The organism is Nocardia sp. IBHARD005, from assembly GCF_052814245.1.
The window spans coordinates 1,209,035-1,230,860 of record NZ_CP199935.1 but is presented as its reverse complement, the minus strand read 5'-3'; the positions used below and the strand labels follow the sequence as shown (position 1 = coordinate 1,230,860).

20 protein-coding genes are annotated in these 21,826 nt (G+C 67.8%); 13 read left to right on the top strand and 7 right to left on the bottom strand.

The features are described from left to right. Nucleotides 1-9: 9 nt before the first annotated feature. Nucleotides 10-558, top strand: coding sequence for a hypothetical protein (locus ACTWPB_RS05535; RefSeq protein WP_446224621.1), 549 nt, complete (start codon nucleotides 10-12; stop codon nucleotides 556-558). Nucleotides 559-570: 12 nt separating this feature from the next. Here the strand turns inward: ACTWPB_RS05535 and ACTWPB_RS05530 are convergent, their stop codons facing one another. Further along, complete coding sequence (locus tag ACTWPB_RS05530) at nucleotides 571-1,530, bottom strand: DUF2157 domain-containing protein (RefSeq protein WP_446224620.1); 960 nt, start codon at nucleotides 1,528-1,530, stop codon at nucleotides 571-573. Nucleotides 1,531-1,666: 136 nt separating this feature from the next. Between ACTWPB_RS05530 and icmF the strand changes: the two genes are divergently transcribed. The 3 genes from icmF (at nucleotide 1,667) to ACTWPB_RS05515 (ending at nucleotide 6,487) form a co-directional block, all read left to right on the top strand. Next, a complete protein-coding gene (gene icmF, locus ACTWPB_RS05525; RefSeq protein ID WP_446224619.1) occupies nucleotides 1,667-4,876 on the top strand; it encodes a fused isobutyryl-CoA mutase/GTPase IcmF in 3,210 nt (1,069 codons plus the stop codon). 82 nt (nucleotides 4,877-4,958) lie between these two features. Then, nucleotides 4,959-6,026, top strand: a complete 1,068-nt coding sequence (locus ACTWPB_RS05520) for an amidohydrolase family protein (RefSeq protein WP_446224618.1) — start codon at nucleotides 4,959-4,961, stop codon at nucleotides 6,024-6,026. 53 nt (nucleotides 6,027-6,079) lie between these two features. Further along, entirely contained in the window at nucleotides 6,080-6,487 is a 408-nt protein-coding gene (locus ACTWPB_RS05515) for a DUF3224 domain-containing protein (RefSeq protein ID WP_446224617.1), read from the top strand. Between the two features lie 103 nt (nucleotides 6,488-6,590). On the opposite strand, the gene ACTWPB_RS05510 is transcribed toward ACTWPB_RS05515, so the two are convergent. Both ACTWPB_RS05510 and ACTWPB_RS05505 read right to left on the bottom strand, forming a co-directional pair. Then, nucleotides 6,591-7,340, bottom strand: coding sequence for an SWIM zinc finger family protein (locus ACTWPB_RS05510; RefSeq protein WP_446224616.1), 750 nt, complete (start codon nucleotides 7,338-7,340; stop codon nucleotides 6,591-6,593). Then, nucleotides 7,341-10,298 (bottom strand): SNF2-related protein, encoded by a 2,958-nt coding sequence (locus ACTWPB_RS05505; RefSeq protein WP_446224615.1) that lies wholly within the window; start codon nucleotides 10,296-10,298, stop codon nucleotides 7,341-7,343. Between the two features lie 199 nt (nucleotides 10,299-10,497). Here ACTWPB_RS05505 and ACTWPB_RS05500 point away from each other — a divergent pair, with 199 nt between their 5' ends. Both ACTWPB_RS05500 and ACTWPB_RS05495 read left to right on the top strand, forming a co-directional pair. Then, a complete protein-coding gene (locus ACTWPB_RS05500) occupies nucleotides 10,498-10,860 on the top strand; it encodes a hypothetical protein (protein WP_446224614.1) in 363 nt (120 codons plus the stop codon). 157 nt (nucleotides 10,861-11,017) lie between these two features. Further along, the gene (locus ACTWPB_RS05495; protein WP_446224613.1) at nucleotides 11,018-11,704 is read left to right on the top strand and encodes an HNH endonuclease family protein; all 687 of its coding nucleotides are present in this window, start codon (nucleotides 11,018-11,020) and stop codon (nucleotides 11,702-11,704) included. A gap of 49 nt (nucleotides 11,705-11,753) precedes the next feature. Here the strand turns inward: ACTWPB_RS05495 and ACTWPB_RS05490 are convergent, their stop codons facing one another. Then, complete coding sequence (locus tag ACTWPB_RS05490) at nucleotides 11,754-12,473, bottom strand: helix-turn-helix domain-containing protein (protein ID WP_446224612.1); 720 nt, start codon at nucleotides 12,471-12,473, stop codon at nucleotides 11,754-11,756. 72 nt (nucleotides 12,474-12,545) lie between these two features. Here ACTWPB_RS05490 and ACTWPB_RS05485 point away from each other — a divergent pair, with 72 nt between their 5' ends. After that, nucleotides 12,546-13,439: an alpha/beta fold hydrolase gene (locus ACTWPB_RS05485; protein ID WP_446224611.1), complete on the top strand. Its 894-nt coding sequence runs from the start codon at nucleotides 12,546-12,548 to the stop codon at nucleotides 13,437-13,439. A gap of 42 nt (nucleotides 13,440-13,481) precedes the next feature. Here ACTWPB_RS05485 and ACTWPB_RS05480 read toward each other — a convergent pair whose 3' ends face one another. After that, nucleotides 13,482-14,288 carry a sulfurtransferase gene (locus ACTWPB_RS05480; RefSeq protein WP_446226244.1) on the bottom strand — a complete coding sequence of 269 codons (807 nt, stop codon included), beginning with the start codon at nucleotides 14,286-14,288 and terminating at the stop codon, nucleotides 13,482-13,484. A gap of 345 nt (nucleotides 14,289-14,633) precedes the next feature. Between ACTWPB_RS05480 and ACTWPB_RS05475 the strand changes: the two genes are divergently transcribed. Both ACTWPB_RS05475 and ACTWPB_RS05470 read left to right on the top strand, forming a co-directional pair. Next, a complete protein-coding gene (locus ACTWPB_RS05475; RefSeq protein WP_446224610.1) occupies nucleotides 14,634-15,836 on the top strand; it encodes a benzoate/H(+) symporter BenE family transporter in 1,203 nt (400 codons plus the stop codon). Nucleotides 15,837-16,045: 209 nt separating this feature from the next. Further along, nucleotides 16,046-16,324, top strand: coding sequence for a CopG family ribbon-helix-helix protein (locus tag ACTWPB_RS05470; RefSeq protein WP_446224609.1), 279 nt, complete (start codon nucleotides 16,046-16,048; stop codon nucleotides 16,322-16,324). Nucleotides 16,325-16,333: 9 nt separating this feature from the next. On the opposite strand, the gene ACTWPB_RS05465 is transcribed toward ACTWPB_RS05470, so the two are convergent. Next, a complete protein-coding gene (locus ACTWPB_RS05465; RefSeq protein ID WP_446224608.1) occupies nucleotides 16,334-16,828 on the bottom strand; it encodes an Lrp/AsnC family transcriptional regulator in 495 nt (164 codons plus the stop codon). A gap of 171 nt (nucleotides 16,829-16,999) precedes the next feature. Here ACTWPB_RS05465 and pdhA point away from each other — a divergent pair, with 171 nt between their 5' ends. From pdhA to ACTWPB_RS05450, 3 genes are read left to right on the top strand one after another with little or no spacing between them, the layout of a single operon-like run. Next, complete coding sequence (gene pdhA, locus ACTWPB_RS05460; protein WP_446224607.1) at nucleotides 17,000-18,082, top strand: pyruvate dehydrogenase (acetyl-transferring) E1 component subunit alpha; 1,083 nt, start codon at nucleotides 17,000-17,002, stop codon at nucleotides 18,080-18,082. Then, entirely contained in the window at nucleotides 18,079-19,053 is a 975-nt protein-coding gene (locus ACTWPB_RS05455; RefSeq protein ID WP_446224606.1) for an alpha-ketoacid dehydrogenase subunit beta, read from the top strand. Before pdhA ends, ACTWPB_RS05455 begins: the two co-directional genes overlap by 4 nt. Before the next feature lie 39 nt (nucleotides 19,054-19,092). Continuing rightward, nucleotides 19,093-20,427 carry a dihydrolipoamide acetyltransferase family protein gene (locus tag ACTWPB_RS05450; protein WP_446224605.1) on the top strand — a complete coding sequence of 445 codons (1,335 nt, stop codon included), beginning with the start codon at nucleotides 19,093-19,095 and terminating at the stop codon, nucleotides 20,425-20,427. 308 nt (nucleotides 20,428-20,735) lie between these two features. On the opposite strand, the gene ACTWPB_RS05445 is transcribed toward ACTWPB_RS05450, so the two are convergent. Next, nucleotides 20,736-20,879: a hypothetical protein gene (locus ACTWPB_RS05445; RefSeq protein ID WP_446224604.1), complete on the bottom strand. Its 144-nt coding sequence runs from the start codon at nucleotides 20,877-20,879 to the stop codon at nucleotides 20,736-20,738. Nucleotides 20,880-20,897: 18 nt separating this feature from the next. On the opposite strand from ACTWPB_RS05445, the gene ACTWPB_RS05440 reads away from it, so the two are divergent. After that, complete coding sequence (locus tag ACTWPB_RS05440) at nucleotides 20,898-21,701, top strand: SDR family oxidoreductase (protein ID WP_446224603.1); 804 nt, start codon at nucleotides 20,898-20,900, stop codon at nucleotides 21,699-21,701. Nucleotides 21,702-21,826 lie beyond the last annotated feature (125 nt).

The following is a 21,826-nucleotide window of genomic DNA, read 5'->3' as shown; positions in this document are numbered from 1 at the left end:
ATCGTCGACATGGGCAACGACCACTTCGTGCGGATCACCCGCCTGCGCGCACTGATCGACCACGAGAACACCGGCGAGGGCGAGCGCGCCACCGCGGAGCGCATGCTCGACCGGTTGCTCCGAAAATCTGTGGGCCACAACACTTCCGGTGCCTCGGACCGCGTCTACGGCTCGCGCCACCACCGTGCGGGCAGGCATGCGAGCACCGCGTCGATCGTCGAATCGGTCCGCGAGGACATTGCCTTCGCCCGCACGTTCGCCACCGCGGGCGCGCCCGGCGAGGTCACCGTCCACAGCCCCCTCGCCGCGGCGCCCGCCGAGCTCACCGTCGCCGTCACCACCCCGTTCGCCGACCAGATCGTCGTCACCATCACCGACATACCGCCGTCGTGGGGCTGGGAGCCCGACGAGTTCGACCGCATCACCGCCACCGAGGACCTGCGCCGACTCGCCGACGAACTCGCCGAGATCATCGACAGCTACAACCACGACGGCGCCGATGTGGGCCCCAGATTCTTCCGCACGATCCGAGCGCAGGAAACAACCCTGATCCGCTGATCCGAACCGGGGTCATCGCTTCCTGCCGACCAGCACGACCACCCCGGCAGTGAGCACGAGCGCGCCGATCCCCAGCACCACACAGGCGACGACCGGGCCACCAGCGGTGTAATCGGCCACCACCTGCACCACCGCGACCGCGATCCCGGCCGCCCCACCGAGCACGAGCACGGCGTCGCGCCCAAGCGCGTACAGCACGAAGCAGAGCACCCCGATCAGCGCGGTCAGGCCGGGCCGCCACAGCGATTCGCCGAACGTCACCGACTGCGCGCCGATCACCGCGATCACCCCGCCGAGTAGATATCCGGCCCATTCGGCCACCAGCAGGCGAGCCAACGCGAGGCCGAACCACAGCGCGCCGAACACCATCAGCGCGATCGCCTCCCACGGCGATCGGACGTCGAACAGCTCCGAGCTCACGCTCAGGATGCTCACGACGCCGAAACCGGCCACGGCGACCATGCCGAGCAAGCTTGGCACCAGCAGATACCCGAGCGCCGCGACAAGCAGTCCCGCGATCGATGCCGCGATCGCCGTTTCGTCGCCGTGGTGGGCACCGAACGCCGTCGCCACCGCCCCGGCCGACGCTCCCGCCGCCAGCACGAGCAGCACCGCGGCCAACCGCACCCGCCCGGGCGACGCGATCGGCACCCGCCGGAACACCCCCGCGCACCCTCCGGCCAACGCCACCGCTGCCCACATCGCACATCCGGCCACCACCACCAGCAACACCACCCGCCCCGACTGCGCCACCTGTGCCCACGCTTTGTCGACGAACAACCCCAGACCGGCGGCCACCAGACCGGCCCCCACGTAGGCCACGATCTCGGCGGCCACCCGTCCCCCGCTCGCGCGACCGGCCCGCTCCTGCTCGTCGACCGCCCGCAGCACCGCTGCCCGCTGCTGTCCACTGATCACCCCGGACGCCACCAGCCGCTCCAGCGCCACGTCCACCCGATGCTCGCGAACCATTCGTCGAGTATGTCGACCTGCGGCACGATTCCGCCGAAAATCTGGGTGGGGCGTTTCGCGGCAGAGTGACGCTGTTCACACTAGAATTACTTTGATGTCCTAGTATTGGGCGCTCTATTACATGACGGAGGCAGTCATGAGCCTGCATGTTCCTGTGAATCCGGTGCGGTTCGTGACCTCGGCGGCTCTCTTCGACGGACACGACGCGGCGATCAACATCATGCGGCGGATTCTGCAGGCCCAGGGCGCCGAGGTGATCCACCTCGGGCACAACCGGTCGGTGCGCGAGATCGTCGACGCGGTGATCGAGGAGGACGTGCAAGGCGTCGCGGTCAGCTCGTATCAGGGCGGGCACATCGAGTTCTTCGAATACCTGGCGCAGACATTGCGCGAGGCGGGGGCCGGTGATGTGCGGATCTTCGGCGGGGGCGGCGGGGTGATCGTCGCCGAGGAGATCGAGCGGCTCGCCGCCAGTGGCGTGCGGATCTTCTCCCCCGAGGACGGTCAGCGCCTCGGCCTGCCCGGCATGATCAACGAACTGATCCAGCTCTGCGATATCGACCCCGCGCGAACCGCCCCCGACCTCGACGCGCTCTACACCGGCGATCGAAATACCTTGGCGCGCACCATCACCTGCTTGCAGCAGGGCGCACTGCCGGCCGCCGACCGAGCCGCGATCGTGGCGGCGGCAGCCAAGCGACGCGTCCCGGTGCTCGGCATCACCGGCACCGGTGGCTCCGGAAAGTCTTCCCTCACCGATGAATTGGTGCGCAGACTCCGCACCGATCAGCAGGACAAACTGCGCATCGCCGTCCTCGCGGTCGACCCCACCCGCAGGCGAGCCGGCGGCGCCCTGCTCGGTGACCGCATCCGGATGAACGCCCTCGACGGCGATCACGTGTACTTCCGTTCGCTGGCCACCCGCGGCAATCACGAACTGCCCGACGATATCGACACCATGATCGCCGCCTGCCGGGCCGCCGGATACGACCTGGTCATCCTCGAGACCCCCGGCATCGGCCAGGGTGACGCGGGCATCGTCGACCACGTCGAGGTGGCGCTGTATGTGATGACGCCGGAGTTCGGCGCCGCCTCCCAGCTCGAGAAGATCGACATGCTCGACTACGCCGATGTCGTCGCGATCAACAAGTACGAACGCCGTGGCGCGGCCGACGCGGTCCGCGATGTGGCGCGCCAATTGATCCGCAACCGTGCGGAATTCGGCGCGAGCCCCGCTGACATGCCCGTCTTCGGCACCAGTGCGGCGACTTTCGACGACGACGGCGTCACGGCGCTGTACCAGCACCTCACCGGCCTGCTCACCGAACACGGCCTGACCCTCGAACCCGGCGCGCTACCCCGCGTCGACACCTCGGTCTCCACGCGCTTCGCCCAGCTCGTGCCCGCGTCGCGGGTCCGCTACCTGGCCGACATCGCCGACACAGTACGCGGCTACCACGCCGATACGCAGCGCGAAGCCGCTGCGGCCCAGCGGATTCAACGGCTGGCGCTGGTCCACGACGAACTCCCCGACGACGCGGCGGTCGCCGACCTGCTCACTCGGGCCCGCCCCACGCTCTGCGCGGCCTCGACCACAGCGCTGGCCGAATGGCCGATGGTCGCCGAGAGCTATCGCGGCGACGAACAGGTGGTCCGCATCCGCGATCGCGAACTACGCACGCCGCTGCGTCGCGAATCCCTCTCCGGCACAAGTATTCCCCGCGTCGCGCTTCCCCGATTCACCGACGACGGCGAACTCCTGCGCTTCCTGCGCGCCGAGAACCTCCCCGGCCGATTCCCGTTCACCGCGGGCGTTTTCCCCTTCAAACGCGAGAACGAGGACCCCGCCAGGATGTTCGCGGGCGAGGGCGATCCGGCCCGCACCAATCGTCGTTTCAAGGTCCTCAGCGCCCACGCCGCGGCCACCCGCCTGTCCACCGCGTTCGACTCGGTCACCCTCTACGGCCACGATCCCGCCGAGCGTCCCGATATCTACGGCAAGGTGGGCACCTCTGGCGTCTCGGTGGCCACCATCGAGGACATGCGCAGCCTGTTCGGCGGTTTCGATCTCGGTGCCCCGACCACCTCGGTCTCGATGACCATCAACGGCCCCGCCCCGACCATCCTCGCCTTCTTCCTCAATGCCGCGATCGACCAAGCGCTGCAACGCTTCTCCGAGAGCGAAGGTCGCGAGCCGACATCCGGGGAGGCCGCCGGGATCCGGGCACGCACGCTGTCGACCGTGCGTGGCACCGTGCAGGCCGACATCCTCAAGGAGGATCAGGGCCAGAACACCTGCCTGTTCTCCACCGAGTTCAGTCTGCGCATGATGGCCGATGTGCAGGAATGGTTCGTGCGCAACGACGTCCGAAATTTCTATTCGGTCTCGATTTCGGGATATCACATCGCCGAGGCGGGCGCGAACCCCATCAGTCAGCTCGCCTTCACCCTCGCCAACGGATTCACCTATGTGGAGACCTATCTCGCGCGCGGGCTGGCGATCGACGACTTCGCCCCGAATCTGTCGTTCTTCTTCTCCAATGGCATGGACCCCGAATACACGGTGATCGGCCGGGTCGCCCGGCGGATCTGGGCGATCGCGATGCGCGACCGGTACGGCGCGGGTGAACGCGCCCAGAAACTCAAGTACCACGTGCAGACTTCGGGTCGCTCGCTGCACGCACAGGAAATGCAGTTCAACGACATTCGCACCACCCTGCAGGCGCTGATCGCCGTCTACGACAATTGCAACAGCCTGCACACCAATGCTTTCGACGAGGCGGTGACCACCCCCACCGAGGACTCGGTGCGCCGGGCACTGGCGATTCAGCTCATCATCGCCAAAGAATGGGGGCTGGCCGTGAACGAGAATCCGCTCCAGGGCAGTTTCATCGTCGACGAACTCACCGATCTCGTCGAGGAAGCGGTGCTTGTCGAATTCGAGCGGATCAGCGAACGCGGCGGGGTACTCGGTGCCATGGAGACCGGCTACCAGCGTGGTCGCATCCAGGACGAGTCCATGCGCTATGAGCAGCGCAAACATGACGGATCGCTGCCGATCGTCGGGGTGAACACCTTCCGCGGCCGCGACGACGACACCACGCACGCACCCGTGGAGTTGGCCCGCGGCACCGAAACCGAACGCCGCTCCCAACTGGACCGGCTGCACAGTTTCCAGACCGAACACAGCGAACAATCCCATCGCGCGCTGGCCCGGCTGACCGAGGTCGCCCACACCGACGGCAATATTTTCGATGTGCTGATGGACGCGGCGCGGGTATGCACGTTGCAGCAGGTCACCGATGCCTTCTTCGCGGTGGGAGGGCAGTATCGGCGCACAGTCTGAGCAGCGTAATCCTCTCGCTCTCCGCCGCTGGCGTGTGACAATCGCCGAGAGCTCTGCCAGCGGCGGCGATGGGACGCACAGCATGGATCTGACCGACTTCGACATCATCGATGCCCATATGCACCAGTGGGATCCGCATGCCACGCCACGCGAGTTCAGCAAGGTGGCGAAACTGATGCGCTATCTGCCTGTGCCGGTCGATATCGCGGCACGGCTGGCCTCGCGCGGTGACCGCGAATTCGTCGGCGCCCCCAGCGCCTACCTACAGCCCTATCTGCCTGCCGACTACCGGAACGACCGGGGAAACACACCGGTCGAATCGGTCGTGGAAATGGAGGCGCATTGGACGGGCTGGAAGCCCGACGAGACGCGGTGGGTGGCGAGCCTGCCCTTCGGCGTCGACACACCCGCTCTGGCCACGATCATCGGCTCGGCCGACCCCGCCGCCGGCGACTTCGGTGCGGTGCTCGATGCGCATCAATCGGCGTCGCCGCTGTTCCGGGGTATCCGGACCATGGTCGCCTACCACTCGGATCCCGCCGTGAAGTCGTTCGCCGCGCACGACGGCGCGCTCACCGCCCCGGCCTTCCTGAACGGCTTCGGACAGCTCGCCGAGCGGGGGCTCTCGTTCGACGCGTGGGTGTATTCCGGGCAGCTCCCCCAGGTGACGGCGCTGGCCGAACGGTTTCCCGAGGTACCGATCGTGCTCGATCACCTGGGGACGCCGGCGGGGATCTTCGGGCCGGTCGGCAAGGACACCGGGCACACCGCCAGGCAGCGCGAGGTCGTGTTCGATCGGTGGCGTGCAGACCTCACCGATCTGGCCGCGCAGCCGAACGTGGTGGCCAAGGTGAGTGGGCTGATGATGCCGGTGCTCGGGCATCCGGTACCGCCACGCGACACCCCGACGCCCGTGCCCGCGCTGCTCGGGCGGGTGGGTCCGTTGCTGGCACACGCACTGGCGGTCTTCGGTGCCGACCGGCTGATCTGGGGGTCCAACTTTCCGGTCGACAAGCCGATCACCAGCCTCGGTGGGGCCGCCGAGACGGTGGCCACCGGCCTGAGCGACGCGGGTGCGAGCACCGACGACCTGCGGAAGGTGTTCGGCGGCAATGCCGTCCGGTTCTACCGGATCGAGCCGACCGCGTGAATCGCCACGCCCGCCCGCCGGTTTCTGTCGGTGGGCGGGTCTAGCATCGGCGCATGAAAGCCATCGGCACCTTCGAGGTCACCGCGTTCGATCCCACCGAGCTGACGCCGCAGCCGCCCATCGTCACCGGGATGCCGGTCGGCGTCTCGACCATGACGAAGGCCTACGCCGGCGAGATCGAAGGACTCTCGGCCACACTGTTCACCGCCGCCTTCGACATGAACACCGGTGCGGGCACCTACCTCGCGATGGAGTCGTTCGAGGGTGCGCTCAACGGTAAGACCGGTGCGTTCAACTTCGTCCACTCGGCCACCACCGGCGGCACCGACCGCACCGCCGAGTTCTTCCACATCGTCCCCGCCAGCGGCACCGGGGAGCTCACCGGCATCACCGGAACCGGCGCTTTGTCCGTGGATGCCGAAGGCGGACATCACATCTGGTTCGAGTACGAGGTCAGATAGGTGGCGGCGTGACCGAGGTGGGGCCGGTGAGGTCGCGCCGACTGGGCTGAACCGCGCCGCGTGGACCAGCTCCGCTGATCGGAGCTGCCTTGCCTCGCACGACTCAGTTGTCGAATTCGGTATAGAGCGAGCGTAATTCGCGCAGTCCGGTTGCCGCGGTCGGCTCGTCCTCGGCCGACATGCGGAGTGCGCGACGTAGCACAATCGCGTCGAGGTCCTCGATGACCGCGTGGAATTCGATGCGGGGCAGCTCTGGCAGGACGAGTTCGTCGCCGTAGGGGTCAGCGGAATCGGCGGTGCGCGCGGACTTCTCGACGCCGCCGATGAGGGTGTCGAGGTCGAGCCCGCGCAGGGTGAGGATCTCGCTGGGCTGTTCGTCGAGGCGCTCGGCGAGCAGGTAGCAGACCGCGGCGACGTGCTTGCACGGCCAGCCCATGTCCGGGCAGCTACAGGTGAAGTCCAGTTCCGAGGCGGTGGTCGGTAGCAGGTGCGGGCCGAGCGCGGGTGGGAGCGCACCCGAGGCGATCTCGGCGAGCATGCCGGGTGCCTCCCCGATCTCGGCGAGCAGCAGGTCGATTTCCTCGTCGCGCAGTGGCCGGATCGACAACACCGAGGTGAACGGGCTGGGCTGGCTGCCCTGCACCTCCGCGGTCACCGCGCCGCGTTCGATCCGGTAGTTCACCACCTGCCCTGCCCTGGCGTAGGTGCGTCCGCGCGAGAGTCTGCCGGCGTCGGCCACCTGCTCCACCGCGTCGAGCAGCGACTTGCCCCACCAGGTGCGCCCGAAACCGCCGCGAGCCCGGGCGCCGCCGCGGACCGGTTTGCGCGGACCGAACTGGCTGAAGTCGGCCATCTACTCACCCACCGCCTCGGCGCCGAGGGTGAACAGCTCGCGCAGTTCGTCGGTGCTCATCTCGGTGATCCAGTTCTCCCCCGCACCGACGGCCAGATCGGCCAATTGCTTTTTCCCGTTGATCATCTCGTCGATCCGCTCCTCGATGGTGTCGACGCACACCAGCTTGCGGACCTGCACCGCGCGCTGCTGGCCGATCCGGAACGCGCGGTCGGTGGCCTGGTTCTCGACTGCCGGATTCCACCAGCGGTCCAGGTGGATCACGTGATTGGCGGCGGTGAGGTTGAGGCCGGTGCCGCCGGCCTTGAGTGAGAGCAACATCAGCGGCGGGCCGTTCTCGCCCTGGCTGTTGTCTCCCTGAAAGCGGGTCACCATGTCGTCGCGTCGCTGCTTGGTCACACCGCCGTGCAGGAACGGGATCGGGGTGCCGAAACGTTCGGTGAGGTAGGGCAGGATCAAGTCGCCGAATTCGCGGAACTGGGTGAAGAGCAGGGCTTTCTCGCCCTCGGCGAGCACCGCGTCGAGCACGTCCTCGACCAGGGCCAGCTTGCCGGAGCGATGCCCGCCGCGGCGCAGGATCGGCGAACCGTCGCCCAGATAGTGCGCGGGGTGGTTGCAGACCTGCTTGAGCCGGGTCAGCGCGCCGAGCACAGCGCCCTTGCGCGCAATGCCTTTCGCGTCTTTGAGTTTGTCCAGCATGTCGTCGACAACGGCCTGGTAGAGGGCGGCCTGTTCGACGGTGAGGTTGGCCCGCACCGTCATCTCCAGCTTCTCCGGCAGGTCGCTGATCACCGTCGGATCGGTTTTGAGCCTGCGCAGGACGAATGGATCGGTGATCAAGCGCAGTCGGTCGATGGCTTGCTGGTCGCGTTCGCGTTCGATCGGCACCGCGAACTTGGCGCGGAACGATTGCGGGCTGCCGAGCAGTTTCGGCATGGCGAAGTCGAACAGGGCGCGCAGTTCTTCCAGGCGGTTCTCCACCGGAGTTCCGGTGAGCGCCAATCGATGTCGAGCCGTGAGCGCCCTGGCCGCACGCGCCTGCCTGGTCACCGCGTTCTTGATGTGCTGGGCTTCGTCGAGCACGATCCGCTCCCACCGCTGTTCGTTGAGCAGGGTGATGTCGCGGGCGAGCAGGGCGTAGGTCGTGACAACCAGGTCGCAATCCCGCACCGCGACAGCGAATTCCGCGCCGGACAGTCGGCTCGGACCATGGTGGACCAGCACCCGGAGATCGGGCGTGAACCGCTGTGCTTCCCGCTGCCAGTTACCCACCACCGACATCGGACACACCAGCAATGTCGGCCCGACACCGCCGATCGATGCCACACCCTGGTGGACGACTACGTCTGCGGTGTCCGCCGAACCGCCCTGCTCGGCCGTGCCGACTTCGCGCACCGCCGAGTCACCCACCTCAACTCCCCGAACCCCACCTGCCGTCGACGCACGAGGCGCCCCGGCCTCCGCGGCCTCGCGTTCGTGGGCCAAGAGCGCCAGCACCTGCACGGTCTTACCCAAGCCCATGTCGTCGGCGAGGATCGCGCCGCAGTTCAGTCTGCTCATCGTGGCCAGCCAGCTCAGACCACGCTCCTGGTAGGGGCGGAGCTGGGCTTTCAGGCCGACCGGAACCGCGACCGGCTCGGGTTGGGCTTCCCTGGCGAACAATTCGGCCGCCCAGCCGTCGGCGGTGACCTCGGTGACCGGCACATTGTCGACCCGCTCGGCGGCGAGTTCACCGATCATGTCGGCCAGGGTGATCGGGCTGTCGTCGGCGTGCTGTGCGACGTAGCGGGCGGCCGCGGCCAAGGCGCGATGGTCGGCCTGCACCCACTCGCCGCGCAACTGGACCAGGTCCGATTTGCTGCTGATCAGCCGCGCCATCTCGGCCGGGGTGAGCACCAGATCGCCGAGCGCCAATTCCCAGCGGTAGGACAGCAGTCCGCTGAGGCCGACCGTGGATTCGGCGGCGGCGGGGCTGCTCACCCGCAACCGCATGCTCGGTTCGGCGATGTTCCAGGCGCGCGGCAGGAGCAGTCGGATTCCGGCTTCCTGCAAGGCATGTGCGCCGTGGGCCACCAGGTCGGCGACCACCTCGGTGGGGAGCAGCAGGTCGAGGCCGCGCGGATCGGTCGGCAGGTCACGCAGGCGCGGGTAGGCCTTGCGCGCCTGGCCGAGTTTCTCCGCCGCCGTCCGCACGAGAACCGGATCATCTTCGAAGACAACAGGTTTGGGTGCGTCGTCGACCGGGCGCAGGCACACCTGCAGCCGCCACAGCGCCACCGATTCGTCGGCGGTGCCGAATTCGCCGTCGGGTTCGCACAGGCGCAGCACGAGTTCGGGTTCGTCGGCGGCATAGCCTTCCCGCCACTGCGACAGGGTTTCGGACAGGCGGTAGGAGCCGACGTCCAGCGGGGTATCGGCGACGAGCGCGGCCAGCAGCGGGTGTGTCAGCGTGCGGTGCGCGAGGTATTCGCGGGCGATCGGGTCGGTGAGATGGGTGCACAGGTCATCGAGCACGGCGGCGGGCGGACCGGCGACCCGCAGCGCCGGTGGCATCGCGGCGGCCAGCTCGGCCAGCCACGCCCGTTGACGTTGTCCGCCGACCAGCCGCCAGCGCACCCACCATTGACCGTCGGCCCGCTCGATGTGGGGCACCACACGCCCGGCCCGCACCCATCGTTCGATGCCGCGCGCGACATGGGCGAGGAACCGCAGATCGCCGGAGATGTGCTCGCGCGGCAGTCGGCTGCGCAGCACGACGGCCGCCGTCGGTGGCGCGAGCGCGTGCGCGCGCACCTCGGCGGTCCCGGACTGCCCCGCGGCATCGACGACCAGCACCTGGGCACGGTGCCGGAACCTGGCGCGATCCAAGATGTCGCCGAGCACCGACCCCACGGCGACCGGCTCCGCGTCGTGCCACAGCAGTAGACCCGATTCGGGGGACCACAGACCGTGCAGCATGGGCACCATCCAAGCAGGCGGCACCGACACCGATCGCGGCCGCCATCCCCCTGGATTTCTCGCCGAAACGAGACCATAATTGAATAACCCCTGGTCACGGCCGGAACACCCACCGGCGACAACTTCATACCGACCCAGGCGAACCGGGCTGTATCCGGTTCGGCCGATGACCCCCTTGTAATTCGTGCGGAGGGCAGCGATGACGATTCTGCTCCAGGTTCTCGAGCAGAGCTACACACCCAATACCCCATGGGAACGGCGCAAATTCACCTTCATCGACACCACGAAAATCCTCGGCATGCGACTGGACGGCCAAGCAGGCGTCTGGCTCGATCTGTCGCGGCCCGGCGAATCCCAGCGCCTGGCCCACACCATCGACCCCCGGGAATCCATCACCTTCCTGCTCACCGTCTTCGCCAAGATCGCCGAATGCGAAGACCGTGGCGGTTCCTGGCTGGTCGGCCACGACGGCAGCCATGTCTCCTCGATCGCCGCGACGCGCTTCCCGCCGATCGCCAGCGAACTGGCCGCCGACGACTTGCTGGCCCGAGCCTGGTTATAGACCGGTGCCGCCCCATCCACGGGCGCTGACACGGGCCGTCTCGAACGTCGAGGACACCACCGCAGGACGGCCCGCCTCGCCACGAATGCGGGTCTTGCCCGCCCAGCGCTGACCCATCGACGGTTGTTGTCGGTGCCACCGGCTACAACCTGCGGGTATGGGGAAACGTGCGTGGTTGCTAGTGGTGGTGCTCGCGATTGCCGGGTGCGGGGTGATCGGGCCGGATGAGCCGGTCACACCCGCACCGGGCAGTCCGGCGCGCGCCGAGGTCACCGCCTTGCTCGACACGGTGCGCGTGATCGCCGCGCGTCCTCGGCCGGGCGGCTACGAGCGTGGGTGCAAGGCGGGTCAGGCCTGCGTCTTCGGCCCGGCCTGGACCGACGATTCCGACGCACCGGGCAGCCACGACGGCTGCGACACCCGCAACAACGTCTTGGCGATGCAGTTGCGCGAGGTGGTGCACCGCGGCCGCTGCGTGGTGGTGGAAGGCATCCTCACCGACCCCTACACCGCCACCGATATCCGCTTCAGCAAGTCCGACGCCGGCCGGATCCAGATCGACCATGTGTATCCACTGGCCGCCGCCTGGGACATGGGCGCCGCCACCTGGACCCCCGACAAACGGCGCCGCTTCGCCAACGACCTCGCGGTGAACCTCCTCGCGACCGGCGCCGCCACCAACCAGTCCAAGGGCGACGACACCCCCGCCCAATGGCTGCCGCCCGCGCGCCCCAACCACTGCTTCTACGCCGCCAAGTACCTCACCGCGGCAGTCGACTACGACCTGCCCATCACCGCCGCCGACAACGCGACCCTGCACGACATCGCCCGCCACTGCCCGTGAGGATCGAGCGACCGCAGCTTGCGCGCCGTGCCCTGTGGTGTGCGTACTGTCAGTCCAGGACGTTGATCCGCGCGCCGGCGCTGAGCAGATCACTGGCGGTGAGCCCGCACATGGCGTGGAAAGTGTCGCTGAAGTGTGAGGGGCTGGCGAAGCCCGCGTCGACCGCGGCGGTGGTGAAATCGGCGCCTTCGGCGACGGCACGACCGACCGCGAGCATTCGCGCCCAGATCCGATAGCGACGGAAGGTTGTGCCCGCCTGCTCGGTGAACAGGTGCAATAGCCGAGATTTCGACAGATGCACCTCGGCCGCGAGTTCTCCGGCGGTGATCGATCGAGTCGGGTGAGCGCGCACGATCGCGGTCGCGGCGGCGATCCTCGGATCGAGTCGGATCCGCGTGTGACCGCACGCGATGTCCATCACCTCGGCCGGGTCCATGTCGTCCTGGTCGGCGAGGCGGACCAGAGCGGTTTCGCGATCGTGGTGGACGCCGAATTCGTGCGCGTGCTCGGTCATCTGCTCCCAGCAAGCGTGTGCGCGGGGTGATCCGGGGTCGATGTAGCAGAACAGCATTCGGGTCTGATGCGCGACTACCTGGTGGAGAGTGCGTGGCGGAATCAACGCGCTGCGCACTGTACGCCGACCGAACGAATCGGCGTGCACGGTGAACGGGCCGTCGACGCCGACGGCGAGACAGTGCACCGACCCTGAATGGCGGTCGAGCCGCAGCGACGGACCGCGGTAGACGGCGTGACCGATCCACAACCACAAGTCCGCGCTCGCTGCTGGCGGGTAGCACGTTTCTGGAAGCGGTCGCTCACCCATGCCCACCATGCTTGCACGATGAGTGTTGTCACCGAACTCGGCGAGTCTCGCCTGGTACACCTGCCCCAGGGCACCGTCCGGATCTATGAACGTGGAGAAGGTGAGCCGGTGATGTTTGTTCACGGTTTATTCGCCAATGCGGCGGCATGGCGCAAAGTCGTTCCACGACTGGCTGATTCATATCGGTGTATCACCGTCGACTGGCCTTTCGGAGCACACCGGATTCCGATGGCTCCCGATGCGGATCTGACTCCGCTCGGGATCGCCCACACAATTGCCGATGTGCTCGAGACCGTCGATCTCAGTGCGGTGACGCTGGTCGGCAACGACGGCGGCGGCATGCTCTCCCAACTCGTCGTGACCCACCGACCCGAACGAATCGCCAGGCTGGTCCTGACACCGTGCGACGCCTACGAGAATTTCCCGCCGCCCCTGTTCGACTACATGTGCTGGATGGCCCGGACACCGGGCGCCGGAACACTCACAGGTCGGCTCCTCCGGCTCCCCAAGGTCGGGCAGACGTTCGCGCGCTCGCGGTTCGGATTCGGCGGCCTGTCCATCAACCCGATCTGCGAGGAGTTGATAGACCACTACCTGCACGGGATAACACACGATCGCGGTGTCCTACGCGACAGTCTCAAATTCCTTCGCGCGGTGGACAAGAAGTACACCGTTGATGCTGCCGCTCGTTTCGGGTCAGCCGGTCTCCCGGTTCTCATCGCCTGGGCGGAGCAGGACCGGTTCTTCCCGTTCGATCACGCGCGACGACTCGCCGAAGACTTTCCGAACGCCCGCCTCGAATCGATCACGAACTCGCTGACCTGGGTCGCCGAAGACCAACCCGCTCGCACCGCGGCAGTGATCGATGAGTTCATCAGGACGACACCTCTGCACGCCGAGCAGCCCGGTTAGACGAGTCGAGACCTTGGCTGTTCCCGCGGGTATCGGCGGTGCTCACTCTCCGGTCGCCACGGCCCGTTTCGGGTCGCTCGACCACTGCGAGTACGAGCCCGGGTAGAGGGCGGCGTCGATGCCCGCGACAGCGAGGGCCGCGATCTGGTGGGCGGCGGTGACGCCGGATCCGCAGTACACCGCGACCTGGCCTTCGCCGAATCCGGCGAAGCGCGCACGCAGGTCATCGACGCTCCGGAAATGCCCTGTGTCATCGAGGTTTTCGGCGGTCGGTGCGCTCACCGCGCCAGGGATGTGACCGGGACGCGGATCAATCGGCTCGACCTCGCCGCGATACCGCTCGCCGGCTCGCGCGTCGAGCAGCACGCCCGACCATCTCGCGGCGGCGTCGGCGTCGATCACCGGCAGCCCGCCGGGACGCACCACCAGGTCACCGCCCACCGGATCCGATTCGGCGCCGGTCACGAGTTCCCCACCGGCCGCGATCCAGGCGGGTAGCCCGCCATCGAGGATGCGCACGTTATGCACACCCGCCCACCGCAGCAGCCACCATGCCCGCGCGGCCGCCGTCGCACCGGTCGCGTCGTAAACCACCACCGGATCCCCGGCGCTCAATCCCCAACTGCGCGCGCACTTCTCGAAGGTGCCCGGGTCGGGTAGCGGATGCCTGCCGCGGGCAGGCGACGGCGCACCGGCCAGCTCGGTCTCCAGGTCGACGAACACCGCGCCGGGAATATGCCCGTCGAGATAGTGCTGCGGCCCATTCGGATCACCCAGCGCCCACCGCACATCGAGCAGATGAGTCGCCTTGTCCGCCAGCTCTTCCCGAAGCTCAGCCGAGGAAATCAACACCGCGCCCAATCCCACTCCTCCTGAAGCCCCCGCCTGCGAAACCGTTCCTGACACCCTACGCATCGAACAGACTCCGCGGAACCTATCGGCGCACGGTTTCGCCCCTGCCGAACGCCACTCGGCCGCGATCGCCAGGAACTCGCCTCCGCTCGACAACGCAGGGCATACCCGCCGACAGCATGACGCGCATGCGAGCACGGCGCCCCGCTCGAACGGGACCGCGAAGTGGAGCCGTTCACCGGCCGATCGCACAACTGGACCGGCCCGCATCCCGCGCGAATCAGGCCACTTTCGCGAGACTGGCAGGCGACGGTGACCATTTCGTCGGGCAGGATCGGCACAATGTCGCAGGTCTCCACCACTTCTCCCGATCTTGCCGGCAAACCGGCGGGCATCGGACAGCCGCTCGGTGCGGGTGCGATCACCGCGTTGGTCGGGTTCACCAGTTCGTTCGCGGTGGTGCTGAGTGGTTTGCGCGCGGTGGGGGCAAGTCCGGCGCAGGCCGCGTCGGGGTTGCTGATCCTGTGCTTCACCCAAGGCATCGGCATCTTGCTGTTGAGTTTCCGGTACCGGATTCCGATCACCCTGGCCTGGTCCACGCCGGGTGCCGCCCTGCTCGCGAGCACTGGACTGGTCGCCGGTGGCTGGCCCGGTGCGGTCGCGGCCTTCGCGGTGACAGGGGTGTTGATCGGGATCACCGGGCTGTGGCAACGGCTCGGCTCGCTGGTCGCCGTAATCCCGGTACCGATCGCCCAGGCGATGCTGGCCGGAGTCCTCGTCCCGCTGTGTTTGGCCCCGGTGCAGGCGGTGGGCACCTCGCCCGCCGTGGTCGTCCCGGTCATCGTGGTGTGGCTGGTCCTGCAACGGTTCGCACCCACATGGGCCGTGCTCGTCGCCTTCGCCACGGCGGCCCTCGGTACGGGCATCGATATCGTCGTGAACAACCGGCACCTGGAGTTGTCCGCCATGGTTCCGACGGTGGAATGGACTGCACCCCAATGGCATTGGCAGGCCCTTATCGGCATAGCCGTGCCGCTCTACATCGTCACCATGGCCTCCCAGAACATCCCCGGCGTCGCGGTGATGCGCTCGTTCGGCTTTCAGGTCCCGTGGCGCCCGGCCATGCTCGTCACCGGCATCGGCACCATCATCGGTGCCACGGCGGGTGGCCACGCGATCAACCTCGCCGCCATCAGCGCCGCCTTGGCCGCCGCCCCCACCGCGAGCCCCGACCCCAAGCGACGCTGGATCGCCGCGGCCACCGCAGGCGCCGTCTACCTGGTCCTCGGCCTCGCCTCCGCCGCCCTGGTCACCCTCATCGCCGCCGCCCCCGCGGGCACCATCGAAACCGTCGCGGGCCTGGCCCTGCTGGCCACCCTCGCCGCCGCCCTGACCGGCGCCCTCAGCGACCCCACCCACCGCATGGCAGCCCTGGTCACCTTCCTCGTAGCCGCCTCCGGCACCACCCTGTTCGGCATCGGCGGCGCCTTCTGGGCTCTCGTAGCGGGCCTGGTCGTCCGCCGTTTCCTCCCCACCGGCACCTGACATGGCTACGAATCACTCCTGACCAGGACTTACGCTCACCTCGAGGTCGCGGCGGAAGCCGTGGACCCTCTTGGTGGGAGGTCTTTCACGCAATGATCCTCACACCGAGGGTGGCAACCGAAGTCCGCGTGACATCGGCGGGCATCATCCTGCCCACGATCACCGGGCAACGCCCGTTCAAGCAGTAGGCACGAAAGAGAGGTTCAGCGATGACAAAGCGAAGCGATGATGAGTACGCGGAGCTAGCTGCCGATTTCGAGAACGGTGACTACGCCGTCGTCGGTCCGGTCGAGGTCGGGCCAGGCATGGCATTGGGACGCCCCGCGGGCACCGAACGGCGAGGCAACAGTCCAGTCCGGACAGTTCGGCTCCCCACCGAACTCGACGAGCGACTGGCTGCCTACGCCGCCGAGACCGACACCACACCAAGTGATGTTCTGCGACGCGCAGTAGTCGAATACCTGGCCAGGCATCCGTTGAGTGCGTGACCGAACACCCTAGTTCGGACCAGCCAGTCGATCGAGCAGGGGGCCGGTTCGGGGGCCGACGAGTTCGCGCATGACCAGGGCCATATTGGTGCGCTCCACGCCGGGGATCTTCAGGATCGCGCCCGCGATGCGGTAGAGGTCGTCGGCGTCGCGGGCGACTATGCGGACGGTGAGGTCGGTGGCGCCGGTCATCCCGCAGACCTCGGTGACCTCGGCGACATCGGCCAGCTCGTCCACCACGGCGTCGAGCTGGTGCTGGTCGACCACGACCGCCACGAAGGCTGCCAGTGGGTAGCCGAGGGCACGGGGTTCCACCCGGCGTTCGAAGCTGCCGAGCACCCCACCGCTGTCCCACCGGGCCAGCCGCGCCTGCACCGTGTTGCGCGACAGGCCGAGGCGCGCCGCGAGCTCAACCCCCGTGGCGCGCGGGTTGGCGATCAGTTCACGCAGCAGCCGAGCATCGGTGGCGTCGAGCGTCACGGCGTCGGGTTCGCGACTGGTCATACAACGCAGTATGACAGCGCTGGACCGGCGTAGACCATGCATTCTGCTCATAAGCGCGCGTAGCGCTTGCGCACACCGCGTAATCGTGGATGCTGAGTGATACACATCGCACTCAGCGGAGTGGCGTACCTGCACCGGCTCACAAGGCACGGTGGCGAGGAGGCGATCACGATGTCGCAGAAGCAGACCTACCCGGTCCAGTTGATTCAGCCCGACGGCCGTCGGGTGTTCGACAAGGAGCACGGCGCGCTGGTCGCCGACATCGATGCCGAGCGGTTGCGGCAGTTGTATCGGGACATGGTCCTGACCCGCCGGATCGATGTCGAAGCGACTGCGCTGCAGCGCCAGGGCCAGCTCGGACTGTGGCCGCCGCTGCTCGGTCAGGAGGCCGCGCAGGTCGGCTCGGCGCACGCACTGCACCCCGACGACTACGTGTTCTGCTCCTACCGCGAAACCGCCGTCGCCTTCTGCCGCGGCGTTCCACCCGAGCAGCTCACCGCCCTGTGGCGCGGCGTCTCCCACCACTGCTGGGACGCCGGCGAGGTCAATATGACCAATGCCAATATCGTCGTCGGCTCCCAGGGGCTGCACGCCACCGGCTACGCCTTCGCCGCGCACCTCGACGGCGCCGATATCGCGACCATCGCCTATTTCGGCGACGGCGCGACGAGCCAGGGCGATATCGCCGAGGCACTCGGATTCGCCGCGGTGTGGAGCGCGCCGGTCGTGTTCTTCTGCCAGAACAATCAGTGGGCCATCAGCGAACCGGTCGCGGTACAGAGCAAATTCCCCCTTGTACGCCGTGCCGACGGCTACGGGATTCCGGGCGTGCAGGTCGACGGCAACGATGTGCTCGCCGTCCTGGCCGTCACCCGCCAAGCCGTTGAACGCGCCCGCACCGGCGGTGGCCCCACCTTCATCGAGGCGATGACCTACCGGATGGGCCCGCACACCACCGCCGACGACCCGAGCCGCTACCGGACCGCCGCCGACACCGAGTACTGGGGACAGCGTGACCCCATCGAACGCGTGCGTTTGCTCCTCGAACACGAGGGCCACGTGTCCCCCGAGTTCGCCCAGCAGGTCACCGACGAGGCCGACGATGTCGCCCGCCGCCTGCGCACCGCGACGATCGAGATGCCCGACCCCGATCCCGAGCGGATGTTCGACAACGTCTACGCGACCGAACACCCACTGATGACCGAAGAGCGCCAACAGTTCTCGGCCTACCTCGCCGAAGGAGCGCAGTCATGATCACCACCTTCGCCGCCGCCCTCAACACCGGCCTGCGCAACGCGATGGAAGACGACGCCAAGGTCGTCTTGCTCGGCGAGGACATCGGCAGGCTCGGTGGCGTGTTCCGCGTGACCGACACCCTGCAGAAGGATTTCGGCGACAACCGCGTCATCGACACGCCGCTGGCCGAATCCGGCATCGTCGGAACGGCTTTCGGGATGGCGCTGCGCGGATACCGGCCGGTGGTGGAGATCCAGTTCGACGGTTTCGTCTATCCGGCCTTCGACCAGATCGTTTCCCAGGTAGCCAAGATCCACAACCGTACCGGCGGAAAAGTGAAGGCCCCGTTGACGATCCGCATTCCGTTCGGCGGCGGCATCGGCGCGGTGGAACACCATTCGGAATCACCGGAGGTGTATTTCGCGCACACCGCGGGCCTGCGCGTTGTCTCACCGAGCACCCCCGCCGACGCGTATTCGATGATTCGCCAGGCCATCGCACTCGACGATCCGGTCATCTTCTTCGAGCCGAAACGTCGCTATTGGGACAAAGCCGACGTAGATTTCGAAGGCGAACCGGATCTGCCACTGCACAGGGCCAGGGTCTGCACCCGCGGCGTCGATGCCACCGTCGCCGCCTATGGCGGCACCGTCGCCACCGCGCTGACCGCGGCGAAGATCGCTGCCGAGGAAGGACATTCGCTCGAGGTGATCGACCTGCGCAGTCTCTCGCCGATCGACGTCGACACGATCGCCGAATCGGTGGACAAGACCGGCAGGCTGATCGTCGTGCACGAGGCGCCCGTGTTCGCCGGGCTCGGCGCCGAGATCGCCGCCCGCGTCACCGAACGCTGCTTCTATCACCTGGAGGCGCCGGTGCTGCGCGTCGGTGGCTACGACATCCCCTACCCCCCGGCTAAGCTCGAAAAGCACCACCTGCCCGACCCCGACCGCATTCTGGCGGCGGTCGACCGCTGCCTTTGCGCCTGATCCGTCATGGCCCGGTGGCGGTAGCTTGCCAACAGAGCGATGAAAGGTGCCCTCGTGCCGGAACCAGCCGCCACCGACGACGGTCATGTTCTCGAATTCCGCCTCCCCGACCTGGGTGAAGGCCTGGCCGACGGCGAGCTGGTGTCCTGGGCCGTCGCGGTCGGCGACACGGTGGAACTGAACCAGACCATCGCCGAGGTGGAGACCGCGAAGGCGGTGGTCGCGCTGCCGTCACCGTTCTCCGGGGTCGTGGTGGAACTGCTGGCTCAGCCCGGCGACACCGTGCCGGTCGGCGCGCCGCTGATCCGGGTGCGCAACGACCTCGAGGTGACGGCACCGCCAGCCGCCGAGCCCCGCACGAACGTGCTGGTCGGCTACGGGCCCGAGGCCGAATCGACTTCGCGGAGAGGGAAATCCATGCCGTCGATGGCCGCGAGCACCCCGAGCACCCACCGCGCCGCCGCGACCCCCGCGGCACGCAAACTGGCCAAGGAACTCGGCATCGACCTGTGGTTCGTCGCGGGTTCGGGGCCCGAGGGCGCGGTCACCGTCGAAGACGTGCGCTCTGCCGTGCCGGTGACCCAGCCGCGCACCCCAGCCCGCCTCGGTGACATCGCGCCCGCGCCGTCGTTCGGCCACGTCACCGACGCCGACGGCCTGATCGAGCCGACCGCCCGCGAAGAACGCACCCCCATCGCGGGCATCCGCAAGCGCACGGCCGCTGCGATGCAGGCCAGTTCGCGCACCATCCCGCAGGCCAGCACCTTCGTCACCGTCGACTGCACGGCCTCGATGGAACTGCTCGACCACCTGCGCACCACCAAATCCTTCGAAGGTCTCACCCTCACCCCGCTGGCCCTGGTCGCCAAGGCGACGCTGGCGGCGATCGCGGAGTACCCGGGGATCAATACCGCCTGGGACGAGCAGAACCAGGAAATCGTCACCAAGCACTACGTGAATCTGGGGATCGCGGTCGCCTCCGACCGCGGCCTGATGGTGCCCAATCTCAAGGAAGCGCAGTCACTGAGCCTGCGCGAGCTGTGCCGCGAGATCAGCTGGGCGGCCGATACGGCCCGCTCCGGCAACGCCACCCCCAACGACCTGCGCGGCGGCACCTTCACCCTCACCAACGTCGGGGTATTCGGCGTCGATTCCGGGATTCCCCTGGTGAATCCGGGTGAGGCCGCGATCCTGTGTATCGGCTCGATCCGCAAGCGCCCGTGGGTATTCCGCGACGAGCTGGCGGTCCGCTGGGTCACCACCCTCGGCCTCAGCTTCGACCACCGCATGGTCGACGGCGAACTCGGCGCCCGCTTCCTCGCCACCACCGCGGGCTTCCTCGAAGATCCGCTGACGCTACTCAGCCGCATCTGAGAGCGCCCAGTTCGAGTGGTGATGCTCGCCCTGGCCGCGGCACCGTCGACCGGGCGCTGGATCCGTGCAGCACAGCGGCGACCGAACTACCCGCAGGGCAACTACCAGCGGTATTAACCGTCCGATTGATATATCCGACTTGCTATATCCGACCCGCAACGCCGGCGACCGACAAAGGCGGCTGCTCCCGCCGCACAACCGGCCACCGCGGAACCGGCGGTCACCATCTGACCGGGGTGGGCCGGCTGCCAAGGCAGGCTGGTTGCGCTGCGGATGCGGTCTTCGCAGCGAGCGCGGCGCCGGTGCCGTCACTCCAGGTCAGGGACCTGACCGCGTGTGGTGGTTACGAAGGCGGTCACTCGCAGCTTGCCGACCTCGGTGAACCGGTCGCCGTAGGTGTCAGGATGAGCCCACCGCGCGGCAGTGCGGATCGGGTGCGAGGCCGCGGGCATCGCCGCTAGGGTGCGGGGATGGAAATAGCAGGCAAGGTCGCGATCGTCACCGGCGCGGGTGCGGGTATCGGTGCCGCACTCGCTTATCGTCTCGTCGCCGGTGGCGCGCGAGTTGTCGCCGCCGATCTCGATGCGGACAGCGTGGCGAAGGTGGCGGCCGACCTCGGCGACCAGGCGATCGCGGTGGGTGGCGATGTGGCCGATGAGCGGGTAGTCGCGGAGTTGATCGCCACCGCCGAGCGCGAATTCGGCCCGGTAGACCTGTATTTCGCGAATGCGGGCATCGGCGGCGGGCCCGGTCTCGACAGCACCGAGGCGCAGTGGGCGAGCACCATCGACATCAACGTCATGGCCCACGTGCGGGCCGCGAAACTACTCGTTCCCGGCTGGCTGGAGCGCGGCAGCGGCTATTTCGTCTCCACCGCGTCCGCCGCGGGCCTGCTCACCCAAATCGGTTCTGCCCCTTACTCGGTGACCAAACACGCGGCGGTCGGTTTCGCCGAATGGCTCTCGGTTACCTACGGCGACAAGGGCGTTCGCGTGAGCTGCCTGTGTCCGATGGGTGTGGACACCCAGCTGCTCACCGATGCGCTCATCCCCGACAACCCGCAAGCAGCCGCGCTGGCGATCAAAGCCGTGAAGACGGCAGGCGCGGTGCTCTCGCCAGAGGAAGTCGCCGATACCGTCGTCGAGGCGATGGCCGCCGAGCACTTCCTGATCCTGCCGCACCCCGAGGTACTCCAGATGTACCGCAACAAGGGTTCCGACTACGACCGGTGGATTTCCGGCATGCGCCGGTTCCAGACCATGCTGCGCGCGTGAACACCGGACGGTACGCCCGAAGAAATTCGGCGAGGTAGCGGCGCGATCGCTCGATTCCTGCCACGATGGTCGGTAGCCGCCGGTCACGATCCGCTGACCGGCGGAGGTCTACGCGGAGATCCGGC